Below are 22,627 nucleotides of genomic sequence, written 5' to 3' on the forward strand. Positions count from 1 at the left end.
TGGTATGAATCCTGTCCGTCAAAAAATCAAAGATACCTTCGACCAACTTGAAGTGGTGATGAAAGAGCAGAAACATTTGGACATCCAAAATGGATTATTCAAAGAGGTTCTGCCACTAGTCGCCAAAGCGTCAAAATATTGGCGTGTTCTCGATGACGAACACCGCGATTATCTCAATTGTATACGCGACACAATCTCAGCGGGAAAACGCTGGGAATAATCATGCGAATGGCAGGTGTTGATACACCTGCCTCATATTCATTCAATAAAAGATTTTATCTTTTCAAAATCATAAAAAACACGACCACCAATGAATTTCTTTTCAAAAAACTCTTCATGCTTTCCTGATGAATTCCATGTTGCCAAAGTGTTTGGTTTCAAACCTAAATATTTCGCTGCATCACTCCGCGAAACTAATCCACACGGCAAAACTCTTATTTCTTCCATTTCCTAAACTCCCGTTATTTACAACCTCCCTTCAACAGTGAAAACTATTGACTTTTGGTATTAATATTGATACGATGATTTTACTCACAGGAGCAATAAATTTGCTTTCCGCGAGTTCCCCAAAACATATCACACTTTATCAGCGACGGCAATTAATTTTTGCGCGTTGTTGTTTGGTTTTTCAAAAGAAGGAGAATAAATGAGTAAAAAAATATCGAAACGAAATTTGCAAAAATTGGAGGTAGGTAAAAGTATTACTGGAGAAGGTTTGGAAGTCAGGAAGACAGCAAAGGGACTTGTTTTCTATGCATCCACACAAGTTCACGGTAAGCGGTTACGTGATAAACTTGGTTATGAGCGTCATGGTATGAATCTCACAAAAGCGCGGACCAAGTTAAAAGAACTCACACTTTCAGTTCCTGAAAATATCGATACTTCAGTTGCGAAATTGAACATCACGTTTTCGGAGGCAGCAGATAATTATATAAATGCATTATTTGAAAGTGGCGGCAAAAACATCAAGCAAAAACAGCAACAATTAAAGATGCATTTGGTTCCGTTCTTCGGGAAAACCAAGATCAAAGCGATGAAAACTTTCGACGTTCAACGCTATGGACATTCACGTTTGCAAGCAGGAGTGACTGTTGCAACGGTTAACCGCGAGTTTGCCACCCTGCGTCATATGCTAAACTCTCTTTCCGACAGGGGTGTGGTCGAAACGAAGCATATTTCTGTGAAAAATAAAAGCGGTGAGACTAAACGAAGAAAAACGTTCTCGAAAGAACAGATCAAAGCAATGTTGAAGTGCGCCGCTAATGATCATGATCGTTACACCTATTTTTTTGTGTTGATTGGTTTTCAAACATCCATGCGTCACAGCGAAATTCTGAGAATACGGTTCGAACATTTCGACTTTGATAACCGGACACTCCACATACCAGAGGCGAAAGCAGGGAGCAGGATCGTTCCTGTTCATACATCGTTGTTAGATGTGATCAGCAAAGAGAAAGAACGCCGAAATGTCGAGCAAGGATATCTGTTTGACGCGAAAAGCGCGACAGGTCACCGCACATACATGAAAAAGCAATTTAACCGAGTCTTGCATGCTGCTGGTTTGTCGGAGAGTGGATTTACTCCGCACAGCATGCGCCACACTGCGATCTCAATTTTGATGCGCGGAAAACTGTCGATAGCAGATGTCCAAGTGATTAGTGGACATAAGTCAACTCAGATGTTGCTGCACTACACGCATCACAACACGGATGCAGTCGCTCAAGGTGTTGCCACACTGGCGGAAGCAACGGCGTCCCACACATCCGAATCGGAAGATGGATGGTTCGCAAGTGATGACGCTGCATGAATCACCCAACTTCACACAAACTTCACACGCGTCTTTCGGAAATCCTGAAAGGCGCGTTTATTCGCTATATATAGTGATTTTATGGGTGTTTTGAACTATATATGGTGCCCCCAGAGAGACTCGAACTCCCGACCCACTGATTACAAATCAGTTGCTCTACCAGCTGAGCTATAGGGGCACTCGGGCAGGGATTTACGCGGGCGGCGCGGCCCTTGCAACCCTGTTTCAGCGGTTCGCCCGCGCCAAAAGACCGACTGCGATCAGCCCCACCGCCACGATCATCAGTGCGGCAGTCGACGCCTCGGTGATATTTTCAAGGCTGGCCTTTTCATGCACCCGCGTCGCCAGCGTGTCATAGTTGAAGGGGCGCAGCAGCAGGGTCGCGGGAAGCTCCTTGACGCAATCCACGAAGACAAGAAGCAAGGTCGACCCGATCGAGGCGCGGATCAGCGGCACATAGACGCGGCGCAAAGCCCCGCCCGCCGTTTGCCCCAGCGACCGCGCGGCCATCGGCAGCGACGGTGACACCCGGCCCAGCGCCGCGTCCGCCGCCCCCTGCGCAATGGCAAAGAACCGCACCACATAGGCGACGACCAGCGCCGCCGCGCTACCGGTCAGGATCAGTCCGGGGTCCCAGCCCGTCGCGCCCCAGATCGCATCGGCCACCCGATTGTCCAGCGCCGCCAGCGGCACCAGAATGCCCAGGCCCAGAACTGCCCCCGGCGCGGCATAGCCGATCGCCGTGACCGGCATCAGAAGCCGTGGCAGACGATAGCCCGACAGCCGGACCCCATAGACCATGAAGACCCCGCCAAGCACGGTAAGAAAGGCCGCAATCCCGCCGACCGCAACCGTGTGCCACAGCGCCCGCACCAGCCCCGGCGCGGCCCAGTCCGAGGCGTCGAACGCATGGCTGAGAAGGACGCCGACCGGCAACAGGAACCCCGCCGCGAAGGGCAGCAGGCAGGCCAGCGTCGCCATCCAGCCCGCCAGCCCCGGCAAGGGCGTCGCCGTGACCGGCCGAAGCCCGCGCGCCGATCCGTAGACCCTGCTCTTGCGGCGGCTGATCTTTTCCAGCGTCACCAGAAGGACCACCAGCCCAAGCACGACCGTGGCCAGTTGCGCCGCACCGCCAAGGTTGCCGCCCTGAAGCCAGACGGTGAAAATCCCCGTCGTCAGCGTCTGGACCGCGAAATAATCGACCGTGCCGAAGTCATTGACCGTTTCCATCATCACCACGGCCACACCGGCGGCGATGGCCGGGCGGGCCAGCGGCAGCCCGACACGAAGAAGCCGCCCAAGGGGACCGACGCCCAGCGCGCGGGCGACCTCGAACCCGGCGCCGCTTTGTTCGCGGAACGCCGCGCGGGCAAGAATGTAGACGTAGGGGTAAAGCGAGGCGGCAAGCACGATAATCGCCGCCGTCCGGGTCCGGATCGCGGGGAACCAGTAATCCTGCGCATTGTCCCAGCCAAAGGCGGTCCGAAGCGCCGTTTGCACTGGCCCTGCGTATTCAAGGAAATCCACCAGCGCAAAGGCCCCGACATAGGCCGGCACCGCCAATGGCAGCAAAAGCGCCCATTGAATCCAGCCCACCCCGGGAAAACGATACATCGTCACCAGCCAGGCCGCGCCGGTGCCGATGGCCGCCGTCAAAAGCCCAACCCCGAACATCAGGATGGCGGTATTGCCCAGATACCGGGGCAGCGTCGTGCGCATCAGGTGCGGCCAGATATTGTCCGTCGGCGTCGCCGCGAACCAAAGGACCGCCACGATTGGCAGCAGGACAAGAACGGCGATCACAACCGCCCCGACCGACCAGGGATCGGTGCGGAACCGGCGCGGTGTGAATATCTGACCAGTTTGCTCGGACATATGGCTCGGTTATCGGAAACCGGTTTCACTGTCCAGAAATGACGTTATACTGCCCAAAACGAAAACCGGAACACGAACGACGGGCAGGTCGGGAAATGCAGATCGTCTACCATATCGGGGCTAATTGCACCGATGAGGAGCGGCTCCTCAAATCCCTTTTGAAGAACGCGCAGTCCTTCACCGATCAGGGAATCAAGGTTCCCGGGCCGGGGAAATACCGCCGCCTGATCCGCGAAACGATCCAGAACCTTGACGGGGCGGCGCCCGCCCCCGACACCCGCGATATCCTGCTGGATGCGATCCTTGACGACGAACAGGCCAACCGCGTGGTGATGAGCCACGACCGGTTCATCTGTTTCCCGCACCGGGTGTTCGAAGAGGGGCGGTTCTACGGCCTTGCCGAACAAAAGGTCACCGGCCTGTCCGACCTGTTTCCGCAGGACGATCTGGAATTGTTCATCGGTATCCGCAATCCGGCCACCTTTGTTCCGGCGGTGTTTCGTGACTGCGACAACCGCAACGACTTTGCCCAGTTTTTGGGGGGGATCGCGTTGGACGACATTCGTTGGTCCAGCCTGATCGCCCGCATCCGGGCCGCTGTCCCGCGCGCCTCGGTCACGGTCTGGTGCAACGAAGACACGCCGCTGATCTGGGCGCAGTTGCTGCGGGAACTGTCCGGCGTCGACCCGCTGACCCCGATCAAGGGCGGGTTCGACTTGATCCAGTCGATCATGACCGACGAGGGCATGAGCCGGTTTCTGGCCTACATCAAGGGCCATCCACCAAAGTCGGAATTGCAGAAACGGCGGATCATCTCGGCCTTCCTCGACAAATTCGCCAAGGATGACGAGGTGGAAGAAGAATACGACCTGCCCGGCTGGACCGAGGCGGTCATGGACCGGCTGACCGAGCTTTACGACGACGACGTCCACGAAATCGCCCGGATGCCGGGGGTCAATTTCATCGCGCCCTGACCAACGGCACATGATCGGGCCGAAAACGCAAAAGGGCGCCGCCGGCGCCCTTTGTCGTTGAGGCCCAAGGCCGGGTCACATGCCCAGCGCGGCCTTGTACATTTCCAGCATCGCCTCTTCCTCGGCCAGATCGTCGGGTTCGCGCTTGCGCAGCGCGATCACCTTGCGCATGACCTTGGTGTCATAGCCCCGGCCCTTGGCCTCGGCCATCACCTCTTTCTGGGCGTCGGCGATGTCTTTCTTTTCGGCTTCAAGCCGTTCGAAGCGCTCGATGAACTGGCGCAGTTCTGCGCCATAGACGCCGCCGCTGGATTCGTTTTCGGACATTGGACCCCCGGACCTGATCGGACGTTGCATTCAAGGCCCCTTCCCTAGCCCGCCGCGCCCGGTCCTGCAAGCCCGCTTGCCCTTGCCAGTCGGGGACGACGGGTCTAGGCAGTCGGCGGCAAATGAAACGAAGGGAACGGGCAGGATGGAACTACTGGTTTGGATCGGTGCAGGCATTTCGGTCGTGGGGCTGATCGGCATTGTCTGGAGCATTTTTGCCGTGGCCAGTGCCCGCAAGGCCGGGCTGGACGACGACGCCCTGCGCGCGCGGATGTCGCGTATCCTGCCGATCAACATCGGGGCGCTCTTGTTGTCGATCCTTGGGCTTCTTCTGGTTCTGGTCGGGGTCATCCTGACCTGAGCGACCGGGGTTAGACGGTCGGCAGCGCCTCGAACCCGGCGGCGTATTTGACCGCCTCGCCGACCAGCGCGGGCGCCTCCCAGATACGGCTTTCCTTGGCCCAATGGGCCATATCCCGCTTCAACCCTAGTAGCCCGAACTGCACCGAAGTGCGCATCGGCCCGCCGCGCCAGCGCGGGTAGGACATGCCATGCACCGCGATGGCGTCGATGTCCGAGGCGCGAGCGATAACGCCCGCCTCGACCATCCGGCACCCTTCGGCCATCAGAGCGGCGACCACCCGCCGCTGCACCGCGTCATGGCCGCGCGACGGGGCACCACCCGCAACCCGATGCCCGAACGGCACTTGGGTGAACCCCAGATCCAGCAAAGCGCGGTCAATCGCCTCGGGCGTCACGCCAAGACTGGCCAAATGGTCCACCGCCGCCCGCAAGGCCCGGCGCAGCCGTTCGGCCACCGCCTCGCCCTCCGGATGCAGCGCCCACCCTTTGCCGTCTTCGCGGGACAGAAAGCGCGGGTCGATCCGGCGCTCGGCCCGGAACATGTGGCGCAGCGCATGGGATTGCGGCCCCGACCGGCATTCCTCATGCGCGACCGCTTCGAATTCCATTCCGGCGACGAAGGGCAAGAGGATCGCCGCCTCGACACAGTCGGCAATGCGGCGCGGCGCAAGATAGCGGGATTGCCGCAGCGCGGCCTTGCGTTCCGAGACCAGCCGCAAATAGGCCTCCGGATCGGCAAAGCCGTCGCGCCTGTCCCGGCTGGCCACCACCGGCGCGCCAGATGCCAGCTTGGCCTTCAGGAAATGCACCCCGCCGGACAGCGGTTCCCCCCGCACGATCCCGTCCACCAACCCAGCCTTTTGCGCCGCACCGGGTTTGATCGACTGGCCGCTCATCAGCATGTTCAACGCCTGCGCCGCCCCCACGATCCGCGGCAAACGCTGGGTGCCGCCCGCGCCCGGTACAAGGCCAAGGGTCACATCCGGCAGGCCGATCACCGCCTCGGGGTCGGACAGGCGCCAGCTGCAGGACAGGGCAAGCTCCAGTCCTGCGCCAAGGGTGCTTCCGGTCAGAACTGCAATGGTGGGAAATGGAAGGCGTTCGATCTGATCGCAAACTTCGCGCAGGGTTGGCGCGGCGATGGGGCCGTCCAGCTCGGCCAGATCCAGCCCCGCGGACAAGGGACCGCCGGACGCACCAATCACCGCGCCGACAACACCGGGACGGTCGGCAAGGAGGCGCAAAAGCGAATGAAGCTCGGACCGCAGGGCCGCGCCAAGCGCGTTTACCGGCGGATTGTCCAGGGCAATCACGGCGATCCCGTCATGGATTCGGGATTTCACCAAACCAACCATTCAGACCGCCCCCAGCTTTCCCCGTGCTGATCCCATTAGGCAAGACGACGGCACAAGAGGCAAGGGCTACTTGGCTGACGAAACGGCGCCCGTCTAGACCGGCAGATTGTCGAACATGTCCTCGACAGCCTCGTCCACCAGCTTCTGATCAAGCGCCAATAGGTCGAGAGGGATCGGTTCACCCGCCGATTTCAGGGCGGACAGCAGCCGGTGCAAACGTGGTTGGGCGGCAAGTCGGCGGGAGGGGTTCTTTTCGATCAGCGACAGGATATCTTCGATCTCTGCCCTGATCTGTCCGGGGTCGGAGGAGATGTGGTTCATGATCATCTGCGCCTCGAAATTGCGAACGCGGACCAGCCCGCGCTTCGCCTCCAAGCCTAGACACGGCCCGGACAGGCCGCCATGACACAGGTCAAATCACGCAGGCGGCACCGGACAGAAGACATCATAAAGGCGTTCAAGGATCGGTTCGACGCGCGGGTCCGAAATGCGATAGCGGATGATCCGCCCATCCCGGTCACAGCTGACCAGCCCCTCGGCCCGCATCCGCGCCAGTTGGCCGGACACATAGGACTGGCTTGCGCCAAGCGCCTCTTCCAACTCTCCCACCGATCGTTCGCCGCCAACAAGGGCGCACAGCAACCGCAGGCGCGCCGGGTTGGACAGCACCTTCAGGACCTCGGCCGCTTCATCCGCAGCTTCGTCCATGGCATCGGAAAATTCAGCAACAGCCATCTTCTACCACCCAGTATAATTAATTATTAGCATAGTTACATATTTCATTCTTGCAATGCTTCCCGCATTTCCTATCTTGATCGGACAGAGATTCGCACTCTCGATCCGATAGGCCAAATTGACCCTGACAGGCTGCAACCTGCCATGGAAACGGGCTTTGCTGCAAGCGGGACGCGCTGGCGGACGGTGACGGGGCGGTCTTGGGGCAGCGGGCCAAACAGGTCTGGCTGTCGTCTCGCCAGAACGGAAACATCGGGAAGACTGGAATGCAGGAAGATTGGTTGTGGGGGCTCGCAGGCGGCGGGCTGATCGGGACCGCCGGGGCGGTTTATCTTTTGGTCAATGGCCGGATCATGGGGGCCTCGGGGATCATCGGCGGCGTCGTTGACGGGTCCGCGGGCAAACAGACGTCGGAACGGCTATGGTTCATTGCGGGGCTGTTCGCGATCCCGCTGATCCTGACGTTCTTCATCGGCAGGCCGGAAACGAACCTGACGCCGAACCTTGCTGCCGTCATCGGAGCCGGGCTTCTTGTTGGGGTCGGCACCCGGATTGCCAACGGCTGCACCTCGGGTCACGGGGTCTGCGGGATCTCGCGGTTCTCGCTGCGCGGCATGGTCGCGACGGTTTTCTACATCATGGCGGGTGGCCTGTCCGTCATCCTGTTCAAGCACATCCTGGGGGTGGTCTGATGCGCGGTTTCTTTGCTTTCATTGCCGGCGGGCTGTTCGGTGGGGGCCTGATGATTTCGGGAATGACCAACACCCAGAAGGTCCAGGGCTGGCTTGATATCTTCGGTGACTGGGATCCGACCCTTGCCTTTGTCATGGGGGGGGCGATCCTTCCGATGATGCTGGCCTGGCGGTTGACCCGCGGACGCAACCCGGCGCTGGGGGGCATGTTCCCGCCCCGTCCGGAACAGCGCGTGGGCCACAACCTAGTCATTGGCTCGGCCCTGTTCGGCGCGGGCTGGGGGCTGGTCGGCCTGTGCCCGGGTCCGTCGATTGCATCGCTGTCCTATGGCGGCATCGGGGGGCTTGTTTTCCTTATCGCCATGTTCGTTGGCATGCGGATTGCACCGGCGTTCAAAACCCGGCTGGACGCAATCGCGCGCCCGACCTAAAAGGCGGTCATGGACATCAGAAAACTGACCGCTGACTATTCTGTCAGCCCGCAGATCGCCCCGTCGGACCTGCCCGCGATTGCCGCGGCCGGGTTCCGCGCGGTGATCTGCAACCGCCCCGACGCAGAGGTCGGGCCGGACACCAATGCGGCAGCCGTGAAAGCGGCGGCCGAAGCAGCCGGTCTGGCCTTTGTCGTCAACCCGGTGACCCATCAAGGGTTGAACATGGACATGGTCGCCCTGCAACGCGATACGATCGCCGATGCTGGCGGCCCGGTCCTGGCCTATTGCGCCTCTGGCACCCGGTCCACGATAGTCTGGGCGCTGGGGCAGGCAGGGCGGATGAGCACGGATGTGATCCTGACTTCAGCCCTGAATGCAGGCTATGACCTGGACGGGCTCCGGCCGCGGATCGACGCATTGGCCGAGGCGAACGCAACGAGCAGCTAGCCCGCCGCGGCCAGTTCAGCCCCGGCATCCGACTGGGGCTGATCGACGTCCGGGGCAGGCTGCACCGTCGCTTGCCGTGGGGCGGGAAAATCTTCGTCCAGCGTGAGTTGGACCCGCCCCTCCAGCCGGATCGCCCGCATACCTGCGGCCTGCCCCAGCCGCGCCGTTCCCACCGCGGCCCCCCCCGGAGCGACGACCTGTACATTCGCAACCGACGTTCCGGTCAACGGCAGGACCTGCCCGACCCGCAGGTCTTCAAGGCTGTATAGCGGCATCCGCGCCCGGAACAGAACCGCATCCAAAGACGCGGGCGCCGACAGGACCGCAGCCTCGAACACCTCTGCCCAGCCGCCGGATTGGGCGTTTTCCGCAACGGCCGGCGCGTCATCCGGGACCGGACCGCGCTGAACCGGAAGCGCCAGCACCACTTCGCCCTGACGGTCGGCAACACCCAGATCGCAGGGTAGGCGACAGACCCGATAGTCCTGATCCCCCAAGACCAAGGGGATCGCCCGCGCCGCGGGCAGTCGCCCGCCCACCTTGTACCCTGCGGCCCATTCAGCAACGGGCGTGCCCGACCCGACAACGGCCAGCGTATCAAGAAGGGCCTGAACAAGTGGCCGAACCATGGCGGCATCCGTGTTTGTCACTGGTCGCGGGGTTGGCTTGGCGTTGTTGAGTTTCCCGATGGTCTGCATTTCTACGGCCGCGGACAGTATATCAGTATCCAGAACCGCGACGCCCAGAACTGACCCACCCTCTTCAATCCCCAGGATCAGCCCCTCTTCGTCCAGCCCTTCGACCAGTGCATCAAGCGTTTGTTCCTCGTCGGTGACGCTGGTCACGGCAAGCGGCAGACCAAGGGCGGCCTCGGACGCCTTGGCCATGCCGACGCGCAGGACGCGCCCGGAACTGGGCGGCGGCGACTGCGCGGGCGGTTCACCTTCATCGCCACGCCGCCGTGCCATCCTGTGCAGGACGCTTTTGCTGTCACGCTCTTCGGTCATATGACTGCACCGGCTGCACCGATCCTTCTGGCCCACGGAATAGATGGGCGCATGTCGCACCCCCTCTTCAATCTAGCGATCCGTGGTTACCAAGGGTTTAATCCCGACAGGTCAGTCCGCATCCGGCAGGGTGACCCGGAAGGCAGCCCCACCCTGCCCCGGAAGATAGGCGATATCGCCCCCAAGGCGGCCCATGATTTCGCGGCAGATCGCAAGGCCAAGCCCGGCGCCCCCCGCCTTGCGGTCATCGGTCAGCCGAGAGAACTTTTCAAAAATCACGCCCTGCTTGTCCGCCGGAATGCCGCTGCCATTGTCGATGAAATCGACGACCCTGCGTCCGGCATGCCGCCCGACTTTGATCCGCAGCGACGGGGCCTCTGCATCGCAATACTTGCGGGCATTGGCAATCAGGTTGATGAAGACCTGTGTCAGCCGGTCAAGGTCAGTTGCCAAATCGACACCTTCGTCGGTCCGGCGCCGGTCGATCAGCAACGGTCCGCTGCGGCTGTCGGCGGCATCGACGGCCCGGTCGATCACATCGCGCAAAACCCCGTCCTGCCGGTTAAGCGTCACCTGCCCGCTTTCCAGCACGCTGAGGTCCAGAAGATCGTCCAGTAGCCGGGTCAGGCGCACAGCTTCGTCATGGATGATGCCCGCGTATTTCGCCTGTTGGGTTGGCGGCATCCCGCCCTCGCGCAAGATTTCGGAAAACGACCGGATCGAGGTCATGGGCGTGCGCAGTTCGTGGCTGATCTGCCCGAGGAAGGCATCTTTTTGGATCGACAGCACAGTCAGTTTTTCGTTCGCTTCGCGAAGCGCCCGCGCCGTGCGTTCCTGTTCCGCCGACTTCGCTTCCAACTGGCTGGAATACTCCATGATCTGAGCGGTTTCGTCCGCCACACGGATCAGGTCTTCGACCGAAACGGACGCTCCCTGAAGGATCTGCCCAAGCATCGCATGGGCGGTTGCCGCCCCGACCGACCCTGCCAGTTCCCGTTCCAGCCGTTCCACGAACCCCGGCGTCACATCGGGCAGGAACCCGGCCTTGCCCTGCGCCCGCGCCTCTGCCTGAAACAGGGCCTGAGCCTCTGCCCCGCCAAGGATGCGCTGCGCCATGATCAGCAGGTCCTCGGCGTGTGCCGAGGATTGGGTCCAACTGCGCGCACCCGGCGAATGTTCGAACACATTGACGAATTGCGCGCCCTGAAGCCGCTCCATTGGCAGGGGGAAGGTCAGAATCGAGCCGAGGAACAGCGCCCCGGTATTCAGCACCAGCGACCACATCACCGCGTGGATCACCGGGTCCATCCCCTCGATCCCGAAAAAGGCCTGCGGCCGAAGCCAGCCGATCCCGAACGGCCCGTGGTCCATCACCGCTTGTGGGATGATGGCACCTGCGCCGAAGGACGGCAGGAACAGCGACCACATCCAGACAGCGAAGCCAAGGACAAGCCCCGACGCCGCGCCCCAGCGCGTCGCCCCGCGCCAGAAGATCCCGACGATCATCGCCGGAAGGACCTGCACCACCCCGGTGAAAGAGATCAGGCCGATGGCGGCAAGCGCCTCTCCCCCACCGGACAGTCGGTAGTAGAGGTAGCCCAGAAAAAGCACCCCCATGATCGACAGGCGCCGCGCCATGATCACCACGCCGCGCACATCGCCCGACACCATCGCCCCGGCCCCACGGCTGGACAGCCAGATCGGCACCACGATGTGGTTCGATACCATCGTTGCCAGCGCGATGGTCGAAACAATCACCATTGATGTTGCGCTGGAAAACCCGCCGAGAAAGGAAAAGATCGCCAGCCCGTTGCGCCCTTCGGCCAGCGGCACAGTAAGAACGAAGAGGTCCGGGTTCGACCCCTCGGGCAGAAGGTTCAGCCCGACAACCGCGATGGGCACTACGAAAAGGCTCATCAAGAGCAGGTAGAGCGGAAAGGCCCAACTGGCTGTGGCCATGTGCCGTTCATCGGCGTTTTCCACGACCAGAACCTGAAACATGCGCGGCAGGCACAGAAAGGCCGCAGCAGCCAGAAAAGTCAGCCCGACCCAGCGCCCGCCCGGCTGCGTCCAGCCAGAGATGGGCGAGGCATCGATCAGGTCCAGTGTCTGGCCCACGCCACCGGCCAGCCCCCAGACGACGAAGACGCCAACGGCGACAAGGGCGCAGAGCTTGACCACCGCCTCGACCGCGATAGCCATGACGATCCCATGATGGCGTTCGTTCGCGTCAAGGTTCCGGGTCCCGAAAATGACGGTGAACACCGCAAGCCCGATGGCCACCCACAGCGCAGCAGAAGAAAGTTCCTGCCCGCCCCAGATCTGGCCGGACCCTTCCGCGAAGACCGCGAAAGAAAGGGTTACGGATTGCAGCTGAAGCGCGAGGTAGGGGGTCGCCGCCGCCACGGCAACCAATGTCACCAAGACCCCGATCGGCGTCGATTTCCCGAACCGGGACGAAACCAGGTCGGCGATCGAGGTGATCCGCTGGCTGCGCCCGATCCGCACCAGTTTGCGCAGGATCCACCACCAGCCGATCATCACAAGCGAAGGGCCAAGGTAGATCGTCAGGTATTCAAGCCCTGACCGGGCGGCGTATCCCACCGCCCCGTAGAAGGTCCATGCGGTGCAATAGATCGACAACGACAGGGTGTAGATCATCGGGGACCGAAGCCACCCTTCCCGCCCGCGTTCGGCCCGGCGTTCCGCGGCGAAGGCGATGATGAACAGGAAGGCCACATAGACCAGCGCGACGGCGATCAGCAGGTTGAAGGAAACCATCAGCCTGCCCCGGCCCGAGGATCATTGCCCGTGTCCTGTTCCGCCGCTGGCCGGGTGTCCGCGTCATCCGACAGGTCGATAACCCGCGCAAGGATGTAGGACAGGACAATCAGCCCAAACCAGACACCGAACAGATACAGGGTCGCCTCTGCGGTCCCGTTCGCGTTGTCCGGGCCACCGTCGCGCGGCCACAACAGCGGCACCAGGACAAGGAAGGCCCCGACAATGGGCAGTACCCGCGCCGCGTCGCGCAACCGGCGCTGCCGATAGCTGGCCCGGGCCAGAAAGGTCTGCGGTTTCGGGGACAGCGCCACGGGAAGCCGGTCAGTCACCGGCAAGGGCACGGACCTGCGCCAGCACCTCGTCGTTGGAAAACGGTTTGACCATGAATTCGCTGGCCCCCAGCTGCTGGGCCATTTCCCGGTCGCGGGTCTGTCCACGGGCGGTCAGCATCAGGACCGGCAGGCCCTCTGTAGCGGGGTCGGCCCGCAGATCGCGCAGGATATCATAGCCGGACTTGCCGGGCAGCATCACGTCAAGGATCACCACATCGGGCGGCGTTGCCTTGATCCGGTCGTTCGCGGTTTCCCCATCCGTATGCGTATGCACAGTCCACCCGTCGCGGGACAGGATGAAACTGATCGCTTCAATGATGTTCGGCTCGTCCTCGATCAGCAGGACCCGTTTTGCCATTCCGGATACCCCTCCCAAGGCATCAAACTGCCCCCTCCCGAAGGGCACGCCGCCACTATCACGGCAAAGGTCGCGGCTGTCAAAGCCCCCGGCCTAATGGATATCCCCAAGGACCGAGGCATCGCGCCGCGCCGCACAGTCGGTGCGCGGACATATCCGGCAGGCGACCCCGGCGGGGATCGGCGGCGTCGTGCCAGCCTGCCCCGGAAAAACCAGCATGACCGTTTCAAACCGGGCGGGCAGATCAAATCCGGGGGCGCCAGCGGGTTCGGCCACCGCATAGGCCAGAAACCTTGGCGCCGGGTCGCCCGGCAGGATCAGGCTGTCGCGCAGCGGTTGGCCCGGCGCCGCCAGCGCCCGGAACATCGGCCACAGCGGACAGGCCGCCCCGCCACGTGGCAATGTCAGCCCCCCGACTGGTTGCTGCATCAGGATCGCGCCGGTCGCATCGGCGATGACCAGCCCCGCCGCTGGATGGCCGTCTTCAGGCCGCAGCGCGGCCAGGCGGCGCAGGACCAGCCCGAATGGCAGGCCAAGACGGGCCGCGATCAGGGCCGGGTCATGCCCCTGTTCCCGCGCCACCTGCCCCAGCACATCCAACGGCAGGCTGCGGGCATCCGTGGCCCGTCTTTGCAATTCGCGGCGCAAATGCAGGCCCGCCGCGCCGTGAAAGGGCGCGGCCCGGTCCATCACATCATCCGGGCGCTCCCCTTCTTCGATCCGGGCCAGCGCCTCGGGGTTGCGCAATAGCCAAGCCTCTGCCTCTTCCGACGGGGACAGGACCGGCGTTGCGTCCGGTTCCGGCGCGTCCAGATAGGTGACCAGAGCGCGGCTCGCCTCGGCCAGCCTGCGGCTGTCATCGTGGATGTTGCGATGGAACCGGTCCTGCCAGTCCTGATCGACCGCCTCGCCACTGACAAGGATGGACGAGGTCGACCGGATCGCCGTCGCCGCCGACAACACATCGTGCAGGGAACTGGCCAGTTGCGGATCATGCGCCAGGCGGTCGGTCAGGGCCGAAACCCGCGCCTCGAGCGCGGCCAGCTTGCGCGCCTGCCCCGTGACCATCTTTGCCCAGCCCGGAAACCGGCCTGCGAATTCCTCGATCCGGGCCAGTTCCGCCCCGGCGCCGGGGTCGGCGCTGGCCGCGACCCGCAGCTGGTCCAACACCGCGCTTTCTGCGCCCGAGGTCAACTGTGCGGGGTCGACATCCAGCGCGCGGGCGATGTCATTCAGCAACCTGCCGCCGATTCTGCGGCGGTTATGTTCGATTAGATTCAGGTAGGACCCGGATATCCCGACTGCTTCCGCTAACGCCGACTGTCGCAGACCGACGTCAATGCGTCGTTCGCGGATACGGGTGCCTGTCAACTGACGTTCAGCCATTCAGATTCCGGTAACATTTTCATGAGCTTCCCGCATTGCGGCGAAAAATTTTTTACAATGTACACAATCGTATTGTGTAAGTCTTTACAAAAAAATCGTTCGTTCAGAGAGGGTTGTTGCGAAATTTTCGAACCCGGACCGATAATGGGGAAGCATTGTAAAAATGCGCGTGATCGGCCGAGGGTGTGGAGGCCCTTCCGGTCACGTTCCATCCAAGGGAGGGATTAAATGTCCAAAACCAACTATTCGCGCCGTGGCGTTCTGAAGTCCGGGGCCGTTGCCGGCGCCGGTCTGGCGCTGCCGACCATCTTCACCGGCTCGTCCGCTGCCGCATTCACCAACGAACCCACCGGTTCGACGGTGACCTTCGGCTTCAACGTGCCGCAAACCGGCCCCTACGCCGAAGAAGGCCTTGACGAACTGCGCGCGCAGGAACTCGCTGTCGAACACCTGAACGGGATCGGCGACGGCGGCATGCTGAACACCTTCTCGTCGAAGGCACTTGGCGGCGACGGCGTGCTGGGCAAGCAGGTCCAGTTCGTGACCGGCGACACCGCGACCAAGTCGGACGTGGCCCGTGCCTCGGCCCAGTCGATGATCCAGAAAGACGGCGTTGTGATGATCAACGGCGGCTCGTCCTCGGGCGTGGCCATCGCCGTGCAGGGCCTCTGCCAAGAGGCAGGCATCATCTTCATGGCCGGTCTGACCCACTCGAACGACACCACCGGTAAGGACAAGAAGGCCAACGGCTTCCGTCACTTCTTCAACGGCTACATGTCCGGCGCTGCGCTGGGCCCGGTGCTGGAAAAGGAATACGGCAATGACCGCCGTGCCTACCACCTGACCGCCGACTATACCTGGGGCTGGACCCAGCAGGAATCGATCGCGGCTTCGACCGAAGCCCTTGGCTGGGAAACCGTCCAGAACGTGCTGACCCCGGTCGGCGCTGGCGACTTCTCGTCCTACATCGCGCCGGTTCTGAACTCGGGCGCCGATACGCTGATCCTGAACCACTACGGCGGGGACATGGTCAACTCGCTGACCCAGGCCGTTCAGTTCGGTCTGCGTGACAAGCAGGTCAACGGCAAGGACTTCACCATCATCGTTCCGCTCTACTCGGAACTGATGGCCGCTGGTGCAGGCTCCAACATCCAGGGCGTGTTCGGTTCGATGAACTGGAACTGGCAGCTTCAGGATGCCGGGACCCAGGCCTTCGTCCGCTCGTTCGGCGAAAAGTACGGCCGTCCGCCGTCGGGTTCGGCCCACACCTGCTATGTGCAGACCCTTCTGTACGCAGACGCCGTGACCCGCGCCGGTTCGTTCAACCCCTGTGCGGTTGCCGAAGCCCTCGAGGACTTCGAATTCGATGGCATGGGCAACGGCCCGACCCTGTATCGTGGCGCCGACCACCAGTGCTTCAAGGACGTGCTGGTCATGAAAGGCCGCGACAACCCGACCAACGAATACGACACGCTGGAAATCGTGGAAGTTACCCCCGTTGATCAGGTCATGTACGAACCCGATCACCCGATGTTCGCCGGCGGCGACCTGGGTGAATGCAACGACGGCGCGTAAACGCCGACCGGACCTGGCCGCCGCTGATGCGGCCAGGTCCCCTTCTTTCCGGAACATCACGGCCCGACGGGCCAACTGATCGGAAACCTGACCAAACCCATCACTGAGGGGCGGGGACGATGGACGCAATCCTACTGCAAATTCTCAATGGGCTCGACAAGGGCTCGGCCTATGCGCTGATCGCGCTGGGTCTTACACTCATTTTCGGCACCCTTGGCGTGGTGAACTTTGCCCATGGGGCGCTGTTCATGATCGGCGCCTTCTGTGCCGTGACCCTGCAACGGCTGTTCAGCCTGTCCTACGAGGTGGTCGATGAAACCCAGACCGACTTTCTGGGCAATCCGCTGAAGGTTCAGGTGCCCTATGTCGAAGGCTGGTTCGGCGAAAGCGCCGGTGCCACCCTGATCGACTGGTCAGTCCCACTCGCCATCATCGTGACCATTCCGATCATGATGCTGGTCGGTTGGATCATGGAACGCGGCCTGATCAAGCATTTCTACAAGCGTCCGCACGCCGACCAGATCCTTGTGACCTTCGGTCTGGCCATCGTGTTGCAGGAATTCGTCCGCTACTTCTTTGGCGCCAACCCGATCCAGACCCCTGCCCCGTCCGACTATCAGGGCACGGTGCAACTGACTCAGGCCATCGCCTATCCGGTCTGGCGTCTGATCTACTTCTTCTTCTCGGCTTTCGTCATCGCAGGTGTCTTTGCCTTCCTGCAATTCACCACCTTCGGGATGGTGGTCCGGGCAGGTATGGCCGACCGGGAAACCGTCGGCATCCTCGGCATCGACATCGACAAGCGGTTCACACTGATGTTCGGCATCGCGGCCGCGGTCGCGGGTCTGGCGGGTGTCATGTACACGCCGATCCTGTCGCCCAACTACCATATGGGGATGGACTTCCTCGTGCTCAGCTTCGTCGTCGTCGTGGTCGGCGGCATGGGCTCGCTGCCCGGTGCTGTCGCCGCGGGGTTCCTTCTGGGCATCCTGCAGTCCTTCGCCTCGATGAACGAGGTGAAGTCGCTCATCCCCGGTATCGACCAGGTCATCATCTACCTTGTCGCAATCGTCATTCTGCTGACCCGTCCTCGGGGCCTTATGGGCCGCAAGGGCGTGATGGAGGACTAAGCCATGTTCGGTCTGTCGCAAAAAGACACAAAATTCCTGCTGATCGTCGTGGCGCTGACGCTTCTTACGCCGATCCTTCTTAACCCCTTCCCGTCCGAAAGCGGGCTGGCCCAGTTCAACGCGGGCTACCCGGCGCTGATGCAGCGGTTCGCGATCTACGGGCTGATGGCGATCGGGTTCAACATCCTGTTCGGCCTGACAGGCTACCTCTCCTTCGGTCACGCTGCCTTCCTGGGTGTGGGCTCTTACGCTGCGGTCTGGATGTTCAAGCTGCTGTCGATGAACGTCCTTCCGGCGATCATCCTCGCCACCATCGTGTCAGGCCTCTTCGCGCTGGTCATCGGCTACATCTCGCTGCGGCGGTCGGGGATCTACTTCTCGATCCTGACGCTGGCCTTCGCCGAAATGTCCTATCGTCTGGCCTATTCGGTGTTCACCCCGATCACCAACGGGGAAACCGGGCTTCAGCTGACGCTGGCCGACCCGCGTATCCTTGACGGTGCGCCCGAAGGTGGTTCGCTTCCGGTCCCGACCCTGTTCGGGCTGGACATGAACGCCAGCTGGACCGCGAACGTGGGCCCATGGGACTTCACCTTCAACATCGGCTACTACTTCTGCGCCGTCATCGCGATCCTTGGCTTCTACCTGTCGCTGCGCATCTTCCGCTCGCCCTTTGGCATGATGCTGCGCGCGATCAAGTCGAACCAGACCCGGATGAGCTATACCGGCCTGAACTCCCGCCCCTACACCCTTGCTGCCTTCGTGATCTCGGGCATGTATGCCGGTCTGGCCGGTGGTCTTCTGGCCGCAATGGACCCGCTTGCCGGGGCCGAACGGATGCAGTGGACTGCATCGGGCGAGGTCGTTCTGATGACCATCATGGGGGGTGTCGGCACGCTGATGGGCCCGGTCATCGGTGCTGGCTTCATCAAATACGCCGAGAACATCTTCTCCAAGATCAACGAGAGCGTCCTGCATGGCTGGTTTGGCTGGCTGCCGGACGGGCTTGAGGACATCGTTGTCTGGTTCTTCGCCCGCTTCGTTGGTGAAGGCTGGCACCTGACCCTCGGCCTGATGTTCATGATCGTCGTGATCGCCCTGCCCGGTGGTCTGGTCGAAGGGGGACAGCGGATCGCCCGCTGGGTTCGGCGCAAGTCGGGCCGGGAAACCGCCGCCGACGAAACCACCAAGCCTGCCGAATAAGGAGGAAGACCGATGGGTATTCTTGAAGTCAAAGGCGTCAACAAACGCTTCGGCGGGCTGCAGGCCTTGGGGGACGTGAACCTCAGCGTGCAGGAAAACACCTGCCACGCCATCATCGGGCCGAACGGCGCGGGCAAGTCCACCCTGCTGAACGTGCTGGTGGGCAAGCTGATCCCCGACAGCGGGTCGGTCATGTTCGACGGCAATTCGGTGCTGGGGCGCAAACCGCACGAAATCAACCAGATGGGGATTTCGCGGGTGTTCCAGACTCCCGAGATTTTCGGCGACCTGACGGTCATCGAAAACGTCATGATCCCCTGCTTTGCCAAGCGCGACGGGGCCTTCCGGATGCACGCCTATGAAACGGTGGCCGCCGAAAAGGACATTCGCGAAAAGGCCGAGGCGATCCTTGAAGACGTGAACATGCTCGACAAGCTGAACATGCATGCCGCGTCGATGAGCCGGGGCGACAAGCGCCGGTTGGAAATGGCCATGTGCCTTGTGCAGGAACCGCGCCTTCTTCTGCTGGACGAACCGACCGCCGGTATGGCCCGCGCCGATACCGAGGCGACGATCCAGCTGCTGAAGGACATCCGCGTCAAGCGGGGCCTGACCATGGCGATCATCGAACACGACATGAACGTGGTCTTCAGCCTTGCCGAACGGATCACCGTTCTGGCGCAAGGCACCCCGCTGGTCGAAGACACGCCGGACAACATCAAGGGCCATCCCAAGGTGCGCGAAGCGTATCTTGGCGAGGCGCAGGTCTGAGGGAGGCCCGAAAGATGAACGCAGCACCCAATACCAATATGGCCGCAACCCATCCCAAATACCTCTCGGTCTGGGACGTGCAGGCCTACTATGGCGAAAGCTACATCGTTCAGGGCGTCAGCTTTGACATCCATGAAGGCGAGATCCTTGCCCTTCTGGGCCGCAACGGCGCGGGCAAGACTTCGACTCTGCGGACCATCGCCCGTCTGGACGACCCGGCCCTGACCCACGGGGAAATCTGGCTCGACCACCAGCCGCTGCACGACATGAAGGCGTGGCAGGCGGCGCAGGCGGGCATTGCGCTGGTTCCCGAAGACCGCCGCATCATCCCCGGCCTCACGGTCGAGGAAAACCTGCAACTGGCGCAGATTGCCCCGCCCAAGGGCTGGTCGATCGACCGGGTCTACGACCTGTTCCCGCGCCTGCGCGAACGGCGCAAGCAGGAAGGCGTGACCCTGTCGGGCGGCGAACAACAGATGCTGGCCATCGCCCGCGCGCTGGTCCGTGACATCAAGGTGCTTCTGCTGGACGAACCCTACGAAGGGCTGGCGCCGGTGATCGTACAGGAAATCGCCAAGACCCTTGGCATCATCCGCGATCAAGGGATCACCACGGTGATCGTCGAACAGAACGCCGTCGCCGCGCTCAAGCTGGCCGACCGGGCGGTGATCCTGGATACCGGATCGGTCGTCTTTGATGGCACCGCGAAAGAAGTGCTTGAAGACGACGCGCTTCGGGCAAAGTATCTGGCCATCTGAGCCACCTTGCCCGGCCGCGCCACCCGCGCGCGTCCGGGCCAACACAATTCAAGACCGGAAGGACAGTTTCCCAATGAGCGAGAGCAAGACCTATCCGCCCTCGGCCGATTTCGTCGCCAACGCCCATATCACCGCCGAGAAATACGACGCGATGTATGCGGCCTCTATCGCGGATCCGGACGCGTTCTGGGCCGAACATGGCAAGCGGATCGACTGGATCAAGCCCTTCACCAAGGTGAAGAACGTCAACTATGGCTACCCGAACGTGTCGATCAAATGGTTCGAAGACGGGGAACTGAACGTTTCGGCCAACTGTATCGACCGGCATCTTGCCACCCGTGGCGACCAGACCGCGATCATCTGGGAAAGCGACGATCCGGGCATTTCCAAGCATATCACCTATCTGGAACTGTCCGAGCAGGTGAACAAGCTGGCCAATGTCTACAAATCGCTTGGTGTGGGCAAAGGCGACCGCGTTGTCCTTTACATGCCGATGATCCCCGAGGCGGCCTATGCCATGCTGGCCTGCGCCCGGATCGGCGCGATCCATTCCATCGTCTTCGCCGGCTTCTCGCCCGAGGCGCTGGCCGCCCGCGTGGACGGCTGCAAGGCATCGCTGATCGTGACCGCGGACGAGGCCCCGCGCGGCGGCCGCAACACGCCGCTGAAGGCCAATGTGGACAAGGCGCTGGACATCTGCGGCGACACGCAGGTTCTGGTCGTTGAACGCACCGGCGCTGATGTGCCGATGAAAGAGGGCCGCGACCACCCCTACCAGACGCTGATGGCCCATGCCTCGACCGATTGCGCGCCGGAGGTGATGAACGCCGAAGACCCGCTGTTCATCCTCTACACCTCCGGCTCGACCGGGGCGCCGAAGGGCGTGCAGCATTGCACCGGCGGCTATCTTGTCTGGGCCGCGATGACCCATGAATATGTGTTCGACTACCATGACGGCGATATCTACTGGTGCACCGCCGACGTCGGTTGGGTCACCGGCCACAGCTATATCGTCTATGGCCCGCTGGCCAATGGTGCGACCACGCTGATGTTCGAAGGTGTGCCCACCTACCCGGACGTGGGCCGGTTCTGGGCCGTCTGCGAAAAGCACAAGGTGAACCAGTTCTACACCGCGCCGACCGCGATCCGCGCGCTCATGGCCCACGGGTCCGAGCCGGTCGAGAAATACGACCTGTCGTCGCTGAAGGTGCTGGGGTCGGTCGGCGAACCGATCAACCCCGAGGCCTGGAACTGGTATAACGAGGTCGTCGGCAAGGGGACCTGCCCCATCGTCGACACCTGGTGGCAGACCGAAACCGGCGGCCACATGATGACCCCCCTGCCCGGCGCCCACGCCGCCAAACCGGGTGCGGCGATGAAGCCCTTCTTCGGGGTGCAGCCGGTGGTTCTTGAACCACAAACGGGCCAGGAAATTACCGAGGTCGCCTGCGAAGGCGTGCTGTGCATCAAGGACAGCTGGCCGGGCCAGATGCGGACCGTCTACGGCGACCACGACCGGTTCGTGAAGACCTACTTCTCGGACTATAAGGGGTATTACTTTGCCGGGGACGGCTGCCGCCGCGACGCCGATGGCGACTATTGGATCACTGGCCGGGTCGATGACGTGATCAACGTCTCGGGCCACCGGATGGGCACTGCCGAGGTTGAAAGCGCGCTGGTCGCCCACAAGGCTGTATCCGAGGCCGCCGTGGTCGGCTTCCCGCATGACATCAAGGGTCAGGGCATCTACTGCTATGTCACCCTGATGGATGGCGAGGAATACACCGACGAACTGAAGGTCGAGCTGCGCAACTGGGTCCGCAAGGAAATCGGCCCGATCGCCAGCCCCGACGTGATCCAATGGGCGCCGGGCCTGCCCAAGACCCGTTCGGGCAAGATCATGCGCCGCATTCTGCGCAAAATCGCCGAGAACGACTTCGGCAGCCTTGGCGACACGTCGACCCTTGCCGATCCGACTGTCGTGGATGACCTGATCAAGAACCGGGGCTGACCTATCAACCTTACCTTGATTAATTTGACGGTCTCGGCATATTGCCGGGACCGTCTCTGTAAGTGTGGGTAGAAAATGAAGTTGCCAGAAAACGCCCCCCTGCTTGTGAAATTCACGATGATTGGCCTAAAGACACGCAAGCAGGTCTTGTTTTTCGTGATACTTTCCATCGGCATCACAATCGCGGCAGCCTTTCTGACAAAGTTCTTTGTCGCTGGCGTCTTTGGCCTCGCCGCGATTTTCTATTACTATACAATGCGTTGGATCGACGCCCGCAACGGGTGGCAAACCACGGGAACCTAG

The 22,627-nt window shown here is 61.7% G+C and carries 25 protein-coding genes and 1 tRNA gene; 14 read left to right on the forward strand and 12 right to left on the reverse strand.

Features of this window, described 5'->3' with window-relative positions:
* Nucleotides 1-4 precede the first annotated feature (4 nt).
* On the forward strand, nt 5-220 hold the full coding sequence (locus tag U3648_RS14670) for a hypothetical protein (RefSeq protein WP_420859986.1): 216 nt from the start codon (nt 5-7) through the stop codon (nt 218-220).
* 38 nt (nt 221-258) lie between these two features.
* On the opposite strand, the gene U3648_RS14675 is transcribed toward U3648_RS14670, so the two are convergent.
* Nucleotides 259-447, reverse strand: a complete 189-nt coding sequence (locus U3648_RS14675; protein ID WP_420859987.1) for a hypothetical protein — start codon at nt 445-447, stop codon at nt 259-261.
* Nucleotides 448-646: 199 nt separating this feature from the next.
* On the opposite strand from U3648_RS14675, the gene U3648_RS14680 reads away from it, so the two are divergent.
* A complete protein-coding gene (locus U3648_RS14680; RefSeq protein WP_420859988.1) occupies nt 647-1,807 on the forward strand; it encodes a tyrosine-type recombinase/integrase in 1,161 nt (386 codons plus the stop codon).
* Between the two features lie 102 nt (nt 1,808-1,909).
* Here U3648_RS14680 and U3648_RS14685 read toward each other — a convergent pair.
* A tRNA-Thr gene (locus tag U3648_RS14685) sits at nt 1,910-1,985 on the reverse strand.
* A gap of 47 nt (nt 1,986-2,032) precedes the next feature.
* The gene (locus U3648_RS14690; protein ID WP_420859989.1) at nt 2,033-3,682 is read right to left on the reverse strand and encodes an ABC transporter permease; all 1,650 of its coding nucleotides are present in this window, start codon (nt 3,680-3,682) and stop codon (nt 2,033-2,035) included.
* Between the two features lie 95 nt (nt 3,683-3,777).
* Here U3648_RS14690 and U3648_RS14695 point away from each other — a divergent pair, with 95 nt between their 5' ends.
* A complete protein-coding gene (locus U3648_RS14695) occupies nt 3,778-4,656 on the forward strand; it encodes a hypothetical protein (RefSeq protein WP_420859990.1) in 879 nt (292 codons plus the stop codon).
* Between the two features lie 75 nt (nt 4,657-4,731).
* Here the strand turns inward: U3648_RS14695 and U3648_RS14700 are convergent, their stop codons facing one another.
* Nucleotides 4,732-4,983: a DUF2312 domain-containing protein gene (locus tag U3648_RS14700; RefSeq protein WP_129680208.1), complete on the reverse strand. Its 252-nt coding sequence runs from the start codon at nt 4,981-4,983 to the stop codon at nt 4,732-4,734.
* A gap of 145 nt (nt 4,984-5,128) precedes the next feature.
* Between U3648_RS14700 and U3648_RS14705 the strand changes: the two genes are divergently transcribed.
* A complete protein-coding gene (locus U3648_RS14705; protein ID WP_420859991.1) occupies nt 5,129-5,344 on the forward strand; it encodes a hypothetical protein in 216 nt (71 codons plus the stop codon).
* A gap of 10 nt (nt 5,345-5,354) precedes the next feature.
* Here U3648_RS14705 and U3648_RS14710 read toward each other — a convergent pair whose 3' ends face one another.
* From U3648_RS14710 to U3648_RS14720, 3 genes are all read right to left on the reverse strand, one after another.
* Complete coding sequence (locus tag U3648_RS14710; RefSeq protein ID WP_420859992.1) at nt 5,355-6,689, reverse strand: enoyl-CoA hydratase-related protein; 1,335 nt, start codon at nt 6,687-6,689, stop codon at nt 5,355-5,357.
* Between the two features lie 105 nt (nt 6,690-6,794).
* Complete coding sequence (locus U3648_RS14715) at nt 6,795-7,076, reverse strand: hypothetical protein (RefSeq protein ID WP_420859993.1); 282 nt, start codon at nt 7,074-7,076, stop codon at nt 6,795-6,797.
* Nucleotides 7,077-7,118: 42 nt separating this feature from the next.
* The gene (locus U3648_RS14720; protein WP_420859994.1) at nt 7,119-7,436 is read right to left on the reverse strand and encodes an ArsR/SmtB family transcription factor; all 318 of its coding nucleotides are present in this window, start codon (nt 7,434-7,436) and stop codon (nt 7,119-7,121) included.
* A 266-nt stretch (nt 7,437-7,702) separates the two neighbouring features.
* On the opposite strand from U3648_RS14720, the gene U3648_RS14725 reads away from it, so the two are divergent.
* From U3648_RS14725 to U3648_RS14735, 3 genes are read left to right on the forward strand one after another with little or no spacing between them, the layout of a single operon-like run.
* Nucleotides 7,703-8,128 carry a YeeE/YedE family protein gene (locus tag U3648_RS14725; RefSeq protein WP_420859995.1) on the forward strand — a complete coding sequence of 142 codons (426 nt, stop codon included), beginning with the start codon at nt 7,703-7,705 and terminating at the stop codon, nt 8,126-8,128.
* Nucleotides 8,128-8,559: a DUF6691 family protein gene (locus U3648_RS14730; protein ID WP_420859996.1), complete on the forward strand. Its 432-nt coding sequence runs from the start codon at nt 8,128-8,130 to the stop codon at nt 8,557-8,559. The genes U3648_RS14725 and U3648_RS14730 overlap by 1 nt, the downstream gene beginning before the upstream one ends.
* A 9-nt stretch (nt 8,560-8,568) precedes the next feature.
* Nucleotides 8,569-9,009, forward strand: coding sequence for a protein tyrosine phosphatase family protein (locus tag U3648_RS14735; RefSeq protein WP_420859997.1), 441 nt, complete (start codon nt 8,569-8,571; stop codon nt 9,007-9,009).
* On the opposite strand, the gene U3648_RS14740 is transcribed toward U3648_RS14735, so the two are convergent.
* The 5 genes from U3648_RS14740 to U3648_RS14760 form a co-directional block, all read right to left on the reverse strand.
* Complete coding sequence (locus U3648_RS14740; protein WP_420859998.1) at nt 9,006-10,016, reverse strand: FliM/FliN family flagellar motor switch protein; 1,011 nt, start codon at nt 10,014-10,016, stop codon at nt 9,006-9,008. The two genes, U3648_RS14735 and U3648_RS14740, sit on opposite strands and share 4 nt — an antisense overlap.
* Before the next feature lie 111 nt (nt 10,017-10,127).
* The gene (locus U3648_RS14745) at nt 10,128-12,797 is read right to left on the reverse strand and encodes an ATP-binding protein (RefSeq protein WP_420859999.1); all 2,670 of its coding nucleotides are present in this window, start codon (nt 12,795-12,797) and stop codon (nt 10,128-10,130) included.
* On the reverse strand, nt 12,797-13,129 hold the full coding sequence (locus U3648_RS14750) for a hypothetical protein (protein WP_420860050.1): 333 nt from the start codon (nt 13,127-13,129) through the stop codon (nt 12,797-12,799). The genes U3648_RS14745 and U3648_RS14750 overlap by 1 nt, the downstream gene beginning before the upstream one ends.
* Complete coding sequence (locus U3648_RS14755; RefSeq protein WP_420860000.1) at nt 13,122-13,490, reverse strand: response regulator transcription factor; 369 nt, start codon at nt 13,488-13,490, stop codon at nt 13,122-13,124. The genes U3648_RS14750 and U3648_RS14755 overlap by 8 nt, the downstream gene beginning before the upstream one ends.
* Nucleotides 13,491-13,583: 93 nt before the next feature.
* Complete coding sequence (locus U3648_RS14760) at nt 13,584-14,876, reverse strand: helix-turn-helix domain-containing protein (RefSeq protein ID WP_420860001.1); 1,293 nt, start codon at nt 14,874-14,876, stop codon at nt 13,584-13,586.
* Between the two features lie 228 nt (nt 14,877-15,104).
* Between U3648_RS14760 and U3648_RS14765 the strand changes: the two genes are divergently transcribed.
* The 7 genes from U3648_RS14765 (at nt 15,105) to U3648_RS14795 (ending at nt 22,627) form a co-directional block, all read left to right on the forward strand.
* A complete protein-coding gene (locus U3648_RS14765; protein WP_420860002.1) occupies nt 15,105-16,451 on the forward strand; it encodes a substrate-binding protein in 1,347 nt (448 codons plus the stop codon).
* A 119-nt stretch (nt 16,452-16,570) separates the two neighbouring features.
* Nucleotides 16,571-17,581, forward strand: a complete 1,011-nt coding sequence (locus tag U3648_RS14770) for a branched-chain amino acid ABC transporter permease (protein WP_420860003.1) — start codon at nt 16,571-16,573, stop codon at nt 17,579-17,581.
* 3 nt (nt 17,582-17,584) lie between these two features.
* Nucleotides 17,585-18,784 carry a branched-chain amino acid ABC transporter permease gene (locus tag U3648_RS14775; protein ID WP_420860004.1) on the forward strand — a complete coding sequence of 400 codons (1,200 nt, stop codon included), beginning with the start codon at nt 17,585-17,587 and terminating at the stop codon, nt 18,782-18,784.
* 12 nt (nt 18,785-18,796) lie between these two features.
* On the forward strand, nt 18,797-19,555 hold the full coding sequence (locus tag U3648_RS14780) for an ABC transporter ATP-binding protein (RefSeq protein ID WP_129680055.1): 759 nt from the start codon (nt 18,797-18,799) through the stop codon (nt 19,553-19,555).
* Nucleotides 19,556-19,569: 14 nt separating this feature from the next.
* Nucleotides 19,570-20,313 (forward strand): ABC transporter ATP-binding protein, encoded by a 744-nt coding sequence (locus tag U3648_RS14785; RefSeq protein ID WP_420860005.1) that lies wholly within the window; start codon nt 19,570-19,572, stop codon nt 20,311-20,313.
* A 73-nt stretch (nt 20,314-20,386) separates the two neighbouring features.
* Nucleotides 20,387-22,324 (forward strand): acetate--CoA ligase, encoded by a 1,938-nt coding sequence (acs, locus tag U3648_RS14790; RefSeq protein WP_420860006.1) that lies wholly within the window; start codon nt 20,387-20,389, stop codon nt 22,322-22,324.
* A 75-nt stretch (nt 22,325-22,399) separates the two neighbouring features.
* Nucleotides 22,400-22,627 (forward strand): hypothetical protein, encoded by a 228-nt coding sequence (locus tag U3648_RS14795; RefSeq protein ID WP_420860007.1) that lies wholly within the window; start codon nt 22,400-22,402, stop codon nt 22,625-22,627.

Origin of the sequence: Marivivens marinus, assembly GCF_035969385.1 — a bacterium.
Lineage (GTDB): Bacteria > Pseudomonadota > Alphaproteobacteria > Rhodobacterales > Rhodobacteraceae > SELP01.